This window comes from uncultured Nevskia sp. (assembly GCF_903885465.1).
Lineage (GTDB): Bacteria > Pseudomonadota > Gammaproteobacteria > Nevskiales > Nevskiaceae > Nevskia.
Window position 1 is genome coordinate 1 of the sequence record NZ_CAISIQ010000566.1, and the last position, 7792, is coordinate 7792.

A 7792-nucleotide genomic window follows, 5' to 3' on the forward strand; every position below is an offset into this window, starting at 1 on the left:
ATCTTGTCGGCCCAGACGCCGCCTACTGCTGCACCTGCCATATGCCTTCTCCGCTTCTAGTTCTAGTGGTGTCGCGCAGCAATCAGTTCGGCAAGGCGAGCAGTTTCACGCCCGACGTGCCGACCACGATCAGGCCGTCCGCGGCAGCCAGTCCCATGTTCATGTTGATGTTGGTCGGCAGCTTGACTCTGGTCAGTGCGCCCGCTTCCACATCCGCTTTCATCACCCGGCCGTTGGCGCCGAACAGCAGCACCGTACCGTCATCACTTACCGAGCCGCCGAACAGGCTTTCGGTGTCGTCCGAAGCCAGGCGCTTCCAGCCAGCGACCTCGCTGACGGGATTGGCGTTCTGTCCTGACTCTTCCGGATTGGCGGCAAGTTCGCGCAGCGCGGCGAGATCCGCCTCGCTGAGCGCGGGTGCAGTCGCGACATTGGCGATATGAAAGGCGTTGCCACGCAGGCCGAAAGCGACCGCGCCATTCGCACCCACCGGCACCACGCCGAAGTAAGAGCCGGTGTACGGCGACTTCAGTTGCTTCCAGGTGAGGCCCTGATCGGCCGAGTGCGCCAGGAAGCCGCGCTCGCCGGTGAGCAGCAGGCTGCCGTCACCGAGCTTGATCAGGTTGTAGAGATTTGGTTGGTCCTCGAAGACCGGCGATTCGACCGCTTCCCAGGTCTTGCCGCCATCGGCCGTGCGCTTGAGCATGCCGTTGCCGCCGGCCACCAGACCGTTGCTGGCATCGAGAAACAGGATATCGAAATAAGGCTTGCCCCAGGCCGCATCGAACTGGGCCAGGGTCCAGCTCTTGCCGCCGTCGGCGGTGTCGAGAATGGTGCCGTCGTAACCAACGGCCCAGCCGTGGACATCATCGAGAAAACGGACGCGCACCAGGGTCGCATCGGCCGGCGTCAGCACCTGTTTCCAGACCTTGCCGTCGGCAGACAACAGCACGCCACCGCGCTGACCAACGGCCACATAACCGCTGCCCGCCTTGGCCAGGCTCAGGATCAAGCCAGACGTGGCACGCGGCGCAATCACGGCAGGACGCGGCACCAGTGTCGTATCGACGCCGGTATCTTCAGCCTCTTCCTCCTGAGCCAGCAGATAGACCGGGAAGGCGAATGCAGCAGCAATTGCAGAGACCAGAACAGCCTTCTGCAGAGTGATTCGGTGACGATTCATGAACTCCCCCGGTGTACTGGCGACACCTTGCGCGAAGCCGGCGAGTCGCCTCGCCGGCTTCGACGTTTCCGATGACCTGTTACTTGGACTGCGACTTCCGGTTCAGGCTGCCCGGCGAGAAGTAGTCGTCCTTGAAGCTGATCTTGAAGTCCGAGATCTTGTCTTCGTTCGACAGCGCGGTGACGAAGTAGCGGCCGCTCTGCAGGTCGTAGATGACTTCCGGGATGCCGGTGACGGTCGGCACGAACGGCACCGAGATCAGCTGCGCTTCCTGCACCTTCCAGAGCTGGTCACGGGTGTCGTAGTCATCCACGGCTGCGATCGCCCAGCTGTCTTCATCGACGTAAAAGCGGCGCTTCTTGAACTGGTGACGCAGGCCAGCACGCAGGGTGGCCTCGACGACCCAGACGCGGTGCAGCTCGTAACGCGACAGGTTCTGGTTGATGTGGCCCGGACGGATGATGTCCTTGTACTTGATCAGCGGCGCGTTGATCAGGAACGAGTTGTAGGCGATGTACATCTCCTTCTTGCCCACCAGCTTCCAGTCGTAACGATCGAGCGCGCCGTTGAACACGTCGACCTGGTCGTTGAACTGCTCGCCATCGGTGCCGATGTAGGGATTGTCGTAACCGACATCCGGCGCCTTGTTCACGCGGCCGAGGCCCGGGTTGAAGATCCAGGCATTGCGGCCCGAGCCTTCGGCACCCGAGGTTTCATGCACCAAGGTCAGCTGACCCGCGACCTTGGCTGGGGCGACGACATTCGAGAGGTAGTACAGCAGGATCTTGGTGCCCGGATTGGCTTCGGCCAGATTCGCGTACTTGAACTTCACGTCTTCGATCAGCTTGGTGATCTTGTACGAACCATCGGCCTTGACCACCGCCTGGTTGTTGTAGCGCTTCACGGCCGAACCGCGGTAGCGCATCTTGTGATTCCAGATCACTTCGGCGCCGCTCTTCGGAATCGGGAACGGGAAGCCGAGCACGGCACCGTTCACTTCATCGGTACCGACCAGTTCCGAGGTCGTCGCGTTCTTGATCGTCGCGGCGTTGATCTCGTCCGGGAAGAAAGCCGAGCGCAGGGTCGGATAGACGATCATCTTGTAGGTCGGGTACTTGGCGAACATCGCCTTCTGCCCTTCCGTCAGCTTGTCGCCGTACTTGGCGACGTCAGCCTTGGTGATGATGAACAGCGGCTTTTCGAACTTGCCGCCGCCGCCGATCTGCTGACGCTGCTTGGTTGCCAGCTTGCCGAGATCAGGCGGCAGCTTGGCGATGATGTCGTCGATCTGCTTGGAAATCTTCGGGTAGTCGGCGAGCGTGAAGCTGTCGAGATACTTCAGCAGCGCATCGAAGTCGGCCGGGCTCTTGGTGCGGATCGCTTCGAACTGCTGACGCAGTTCTTCGAGCTTGGCAGGCGTCAGCGCCCGCACTTCGGCATCGAAGTTCTTGCCGCCGATCCAGGCTGGAATCGAACCATCGGCATTGGCACCGGCAACGGCGCCGACCGGCGTCAGTTCCTTGCCCAGTTTCGCGGCTTCCTCGGCCGTGGCCTTGGCGTATGCATTGGCGCTGGCAGCCAAACCTATGGAGCCCGCCAACATGAACAAACCTGCTCGTTTGAACATCGTCAATCTCCTCACAAGAAAACAGGGCCTGCTGATGCTGCTCCGGGAAGCCGGCGCCTTTGCCGCCTTTCGGGGAACAACGGTGACGATCGAAACCGAACGCGCGTCAGGCGGTTCGGCAAGGATCGGATCCACTCTTGAAATCAGAACGTGTAAGCGATCTGGAACGCGACGATGTCGCGATCCCGCTGGGTGTTGACGGTGCCGCCACCGGTGGAACCCTGATAGATCAACTGACCCGACCAGGGGCCACCATTCTCGATCTCGGTGGAGACCGCATAGGTGATGGTGCCTTCGATGAAATTCTGTACCGGCAACGGCGAGATTCCGTAGAAATCATGGCCGAAGTAAATCGCTGGCTTGAAATTCAAACCCGCCAGCAGATTGTTGTACTCGAAGCGGGTCAGGATGCGGTAACCCGCCGAAAAGCTTGAGGCGAAGCCGCTGGTCTGCTGCGTCGGGTTCAGCGAGCGAGTGTCCGGCTGGCCATTGACCTGGCCGGTGCCATCGGCGCCCGGGCTGGCATGGCTGCCGTTGTTGTCGCCACCTTCAAGCTGCAGGCGACTGCGGTTCGGCATGCCGTAGATATGGGTCATGCCCAGTTCGGTGAGGATGATCACCTGATCGGCGCCGAAAGGATTTTCCGACGCGCCGATGGCGCGGATGCCGGTGATGTCGAGCTGATCGACGACGAAACGCTCATAACCGTTGATGCGCTGGTTCGGCTGGATCTCGATGCCGCGGTAACGCGACAGGAAATCCGGCACCGCACTGCGCGAGGACGGCAAGGTGACGTTCTGTGCGAATGCCGGTACCAGCACCGGCAGGCCGTTCAGCAGCGCCGTGAGCTGACCGAGCAGTTCCTGAGGATTCGAGGTTCCCAGATCGCCGATCGAACCCCGCAGCGAGGCGATCGTCTGCTGGATGAAGTCCTGCGACAGCCCCAACGTGATGTCCTGACGCGGCAACGAGGGCTGCAGGCCGGCAAAGAACACGTCGCTCGCGGCGACCTGCAACGGCATGTTCGGACGGATCGAGTACTCGCCGGCCAGCGACCATTTGCCGATATTGGTGTTGAAGCTCATGCCGAACACCTGGATGTTCTCCGGAAACGCGAAGAACACTTTTTCGGTATCGAGCGGCGCCGGTTCCAGACCGGTTTGCGGATTCAGGCCGACAAAGCCTTTGCAGGCGGTGAACGCTTCGACGAAGCCAGCAGCATTGCGGGCGCAGGATTCGTCGCTGGCGATGACGCTGAAGTACGGCAGACGACTGTGATAGTTCAGGCCGTAGAAACCGAGTTCGGTACCGCCGTTGAAATCGGGCAGGTACCAGGTCAGCTTGGCGCCGACCTGGCCCTGATTGTTCGGTTGCGCGAACTTCAGCGGCAGCACATCGGCCGTGAACGACGAGTTGGAGATGGCGTTGATCGGGAACGGAATGCGCTGCTGGCGGCTCGGATCCTCGTGGAACTGGCCGACGCTGATCAGGAAGTCCGAGCGCTTGTAGAAATCGATGTTCGAGTTGAACGCACCCGCCGGATCCGGGTTCACCGGGCGCCAGGCGAGCTGGTAGATGAAGTCCAGCGACATGCCTTCGGCGAGCTGCGTGTTCAGGGTGATCAGCGGCACCGAACGGAACACTTCGTTGATCGGCGTGCCCGGCTGATGCAGCAGGCGCGCATCCGGCGGCTGCAATTCGTTGATCGAGTTCAGCACCACGAAGGTCGATTCGCCCCAGCGAATGTGCTGATAACCCACCGTCGCGTTGAAATCGTGATCGAACAGATTGAAGGATTTGCCGACGAAGGCGTCCTTGATCTGGAAATCCTGTGCCAGCGGAGCGCCGAGCCGATGAGGACGGCCGGTTTTCGACGGCTGGAACGTGGTGTCGGTATGGGTTTCGTTGAACCGGTAGTTGACCGGGTCATAGAAGGCCATGACGCCGACCTTGAAGGTGTAATCACCGTAGTTGCCGGCCAGATCGGTCGAGAACTTGGTGACCGCGGCAACCGGGTTCCACTGACGGTAATTCAGATCACCGTCATCCTTGTTAGCGCCGAGGAAGGCACCGGGCGCATCGACCAGGCGCTGATTCGGCCCGGGATCGCCGGCGAACGACAGACAACCGTCCGGGCACAGATTCGGATTGAGATTGAGCTTGCCGATGAGTCGCGAGTCGGCTTTCTCGGTACGGAACGCACTGCCCACCGACAGCGTGCTCTTCCAGGAGCCTGTGAATTCCCCGTACTCGAAATCGACCGCCCGCGATGGCGCATGGAACGCCAGTACAGCCAGTGCCGCGCCGCCCATCAGCTTGTGTTTCATCAGCTCTCCTCTCCACTGTCGGCGCCGTATCAGTGCACGGCGTTTATTGTTGCCCGGGTGATGCTCGCGCCTTTTGATGAACGTGAGTGTCGCCAGGTAAAGCAATCAGGCGCCGAGCAAGCCTCGGCCAACGAAATGCACGTAGTCACGAATCAGGTCGTCGAAACGACCGGTATACAGCGGAACGCCACCCGAAAACGGCGCATGACGCAGCGTGCCGATCACGGTCAGGCCGTAGACCGTCGAACTGAGCCCCAGCAGCAACTGCAACTGCAGCTTGTCACGCGGCTTGTCCGGCATCTGCGCCGCCAGGCGAGCTTCGATCGGCACCAGAAACGAGGCCACCTGTTTCAGCAGCAGTGCCTGGCCGGCATCATCGCCATCTGCCGCCAGACGGGCGATGAAGCGGATCGCATCGCGCCCGGTTTCATCGGTGTGGAAGACCCGGATCAGCGGAATGACCAGCGCTTCGACCAGATCTTCCTTGCTCAGGCTGCCGCTGCGCTCCCGCTCGGCAATCATCGCCAGCGACGCGTCGAAATGCGGCTCGAACAGCTTGTGGACAAAATCGGCAATCGCGGCGATCAAGCCTTGCCGATCATTGAAGTGATAGTGAATGGCCGACTGATTCGCCTGCCCGGCTTTCTGCACGATTTCGCGCAAGGACACCGCGCCGATCGACCGCTCTCCGTAAAGCTTCATCGCACCGCGAATCAGCGCTTCACGCGTGCCCGCCACGCCATCCGGGGCACGCGAACGCGTTGCTTTCAGCTTCGCGGGCTTGTGCTCGGTGGTGGATTTTTTGACGGCCATCAGCATGGGCGAGAAACTGGCTCCAGCATTAATGCGATGCCATTACGATAGACGCATTCCGCTTTCTGCGGCAAGCCCGCCGTGAACATTTTTTGAGGGAGTGTCCTTCAGTGCCTGATCCCAGCCGTTCAACCAACGTCAGCCCCACAGCCCACTACACCGGCTACGTCTGGGCGCGCCACGGACTCGGCCATCCGTCCTTCGCAACGCCGGAAGGACGGCTGCTGTTCACCATCAGCCAACCGGCGCTGGCCTTGAGCCGCGCTTTCGGCGGGCCGACACTCGAAGGCCTGCTGCTGGCCCGGCATCGGATCATCGATCAGCAGCTTCAGGCAGCGATCACTGCCGGCAAGGTGACTCAGATCATCGAGATCGCCGCTGGCCTGTCACCACGCGGCTGGCGCTACGCCAAGCAGTACGGCAGCCGCATCCGCTACGTAGAAGCCGATCTGCCCGGAATGGCAGCACGCAAACGGACGTTACTGGCGGCGGTCGGCAGTCACGGTTCGGAACATCATCGGGTGGCCGATATCGATGCCTTCGCCACCACCGGACCGGCCAGTCTTCCGGGCATCGCGGCGACTCTGGATCGCGAGCAGGGCACAGCGATCATCACCGAGGGGCTGATCAACTATTTCCCACTGCCGGCGGTGACCGCGCTGTGGACTCAGATCGCGATGACCCTGCACGGCTTTCCGTATGGCCTTTATCTGTCCGACCTGCATCTGGCCGTCGAGAATCGCTCGCCACTGATCCAGGCTGGCGTCCGTCTGCTGTCGGCTTTCGTTCGTGGCCGTGTGCATCTGCATTTCGGCTCGACGGATGAAGCCACTCGTGTCTTGCAGAATGCCGATTTCGATACGGCGCTACTGCATTCGCCTGCTGATTTCGCTTCCAGCTTTCGCGAATGCCGTGATCCGGCGGCGCGGCTGGTGCGTATCGTTGAAGCATCTGTCGTTCGAGGTCGCTGACGGCAACCTTCGGTTGATACTCCACTGAGAATTCTTTGAACCACTCAAACGGGCATCGACATCAATTTCATAACGACCATGAGTCCATACAATTTTTCTGCTTCATTCCATATCCCGATTCTTGATCAGAATCGGGATATGGAAAATCCGTGGGTCCCATGATCAATACTGGGATCAATGCTGGATGTTGAGGCTGTAGAAGCAGACCTGGGTGGCAGCGCTGGCCGGGTTGCCAGCATTCGACGTCGAGCTGTAGGCACCCGCCTTGAAGTAAACCGGAACCTTATTCCAGGCAGCAGGCGTGATCTTGTTGAAAGTAGAACCATTCACCGTGACCGATGCTGAGTTGCCAATCCACTGGATCTTGTAGTTGATCTTCGCACCGAGATTGACGTTGCTCGCCGCCACGAAGGTCTGCGAAGTCGTGTTGTCCGGCGAAGTGAAGTAACGAACTTCGATCGTCTTCTTCGGAACGTTGTAATAGACCAGAATCATCATCGATGAAAGGCCGTGGATCTGACCGATGATGGCCTTGCCGGACTTGTCGGCAACCTGATCGACACGCAGGGAGGCGGTCATCGTGCCGCCGACGGCATTGGTCCACTCGGTGGTGCCGGCACCGGTATAGATTTCGCGCAACTCAGACCTGGTGTGGTCGCTACCCTCGCCCGGAGTGGTTGTTGCTCCATTTGCCGGCGAGTAGAACACGACTGCGCCGGTGGTATCGGTATAGAAATACTTCGACGAATAGCCCGGATTTCCATTCAATTCGGCAGGCTTGATATCGGCCGCCTTTCCCGTGATTCCACCCGTGCTGTTGACCGGCAAGGTCAGCTTGAACTTGGACAGATCGATCATCAGTTTCGGGGCC

6 protein-coding genes and 1 pseudogene are annotated in these 7792 nt (G+C 60.4%); 2 read left to right on the plus strand and 5 right to left on the minus strand.

Annotated elements, in window-relative coordinates:
- Positions 1-34 precede the first annotated feature (34 nt).
- Complete coding sequence (locus QZY06_RS22295) at positions 35-358, plus strand: GH32 C-terminal domain-containing protein (protein ID WP_367275717.1); 324 nt, start codon at positions 35-37, stop codon at positions 356-358.
- 180 nt (positions 359-538) lie between these two features.
- Here QZY06_RS22295 and QZY06_RS22300 read toward each other — a convergent pair.
- From QZY06_RS22300 to QZY06_RS21965, 4 genes and pseudogenes are all read right to left on the minus strand, one after another.
- Positions 539-1183 (minus strand): annotated as a pseudogene (locus QZY06_RS22300) (WD40/YVTN/BNR-like repeat-containing protein); the annotation flags it as partial.
- 79 nt (positions 1184-1262) lie between these two features.
- Positions 1263-2810 carry a DUF1329 domain-containing protein gene (locus QZY06_RS21955; RefSeq protein WP_295688356.1) on the minus strand — a complete coding sequence of 516 codons (1548 nt, stop codon included), beginning with the start codon at positions 2808-2810 and terminating at the stop codon, positions 1263-1265.
- Between the two features lie 143 nt (positions 2811-2953).
- The gene (locus QZY06_RS21960) at positions 2954-5137 is read right to left on the minus strand and encodes a DUF1302 family protein (RefSeq protein ID WP_295688357.1); all 2184 of its coding nucleotides are present in this window, start codon (positions 5135-5137) and stop codon (positions 2954-2956) included.
- Positions 5138-5242: 105 nt separating this feature from the next.
- Entirely contained in the window at positions 5243-5950 is a 708-nt protein-coding gene (locus tag QZY06_RS21965; protein ID WP_295688359.1) for a TetR family transcriptional regulator, read from the minus strand.
- 110 nt (positions 5951-6060) lie between these two features.
- Between QZY06_RS21965 and QZY06_RS21970 the strand changes: the two genes are divergently transcribed.
- Positions 6061-6921, plus strand: a complete 861-nt coding sequence (locus QZY06_RS21970) for a class I SAM-dependent methyltransferase (RefSeq protein WP_295688361.1) — start codon at positions 6061-6063, stop codon at positions 6919-6921.
- Between the two features lie 174 nt (positions 6922-7095).
- On the opposite strand, the gene QZY06_RS21975 is transcribed toward QZY06_RS21970, so the two are convergent.
- Positions 7096-7792 (minus strand): polysaccharide lyase family 7 protein (locus QZY06_RS21975; protein ID WP_295688363.1); only part of this gene is annotated, 697 nt, incomplete at its 5' end.

Excerpts from the sequence above, each read along its gene's own strand:
- QZY06_RS21955 (WP_295688356.1), bottom strand. The coding sequence starts at position 2,810 with ATGTTCAAACGAGCAGGTTTGTTCATGTTGGCGGGCTCCATAGGTTTG.
- QZY06_RS21960 (WP_295688357.1), bottom strand. The coding sequence starts at position 5,137 with ATGAAACACAAGCTGATGGGCGGCGCGGCACTGGCTGTACTGGCGTTC.
- QZY06_RS21965 (WP_295688359.1), bottom strand. The coding sequence starts at position 5,950 with ATGGCCGTCAAAAAATCCACCACCGAGCACAAGCCCGCGAAGCTGAAA.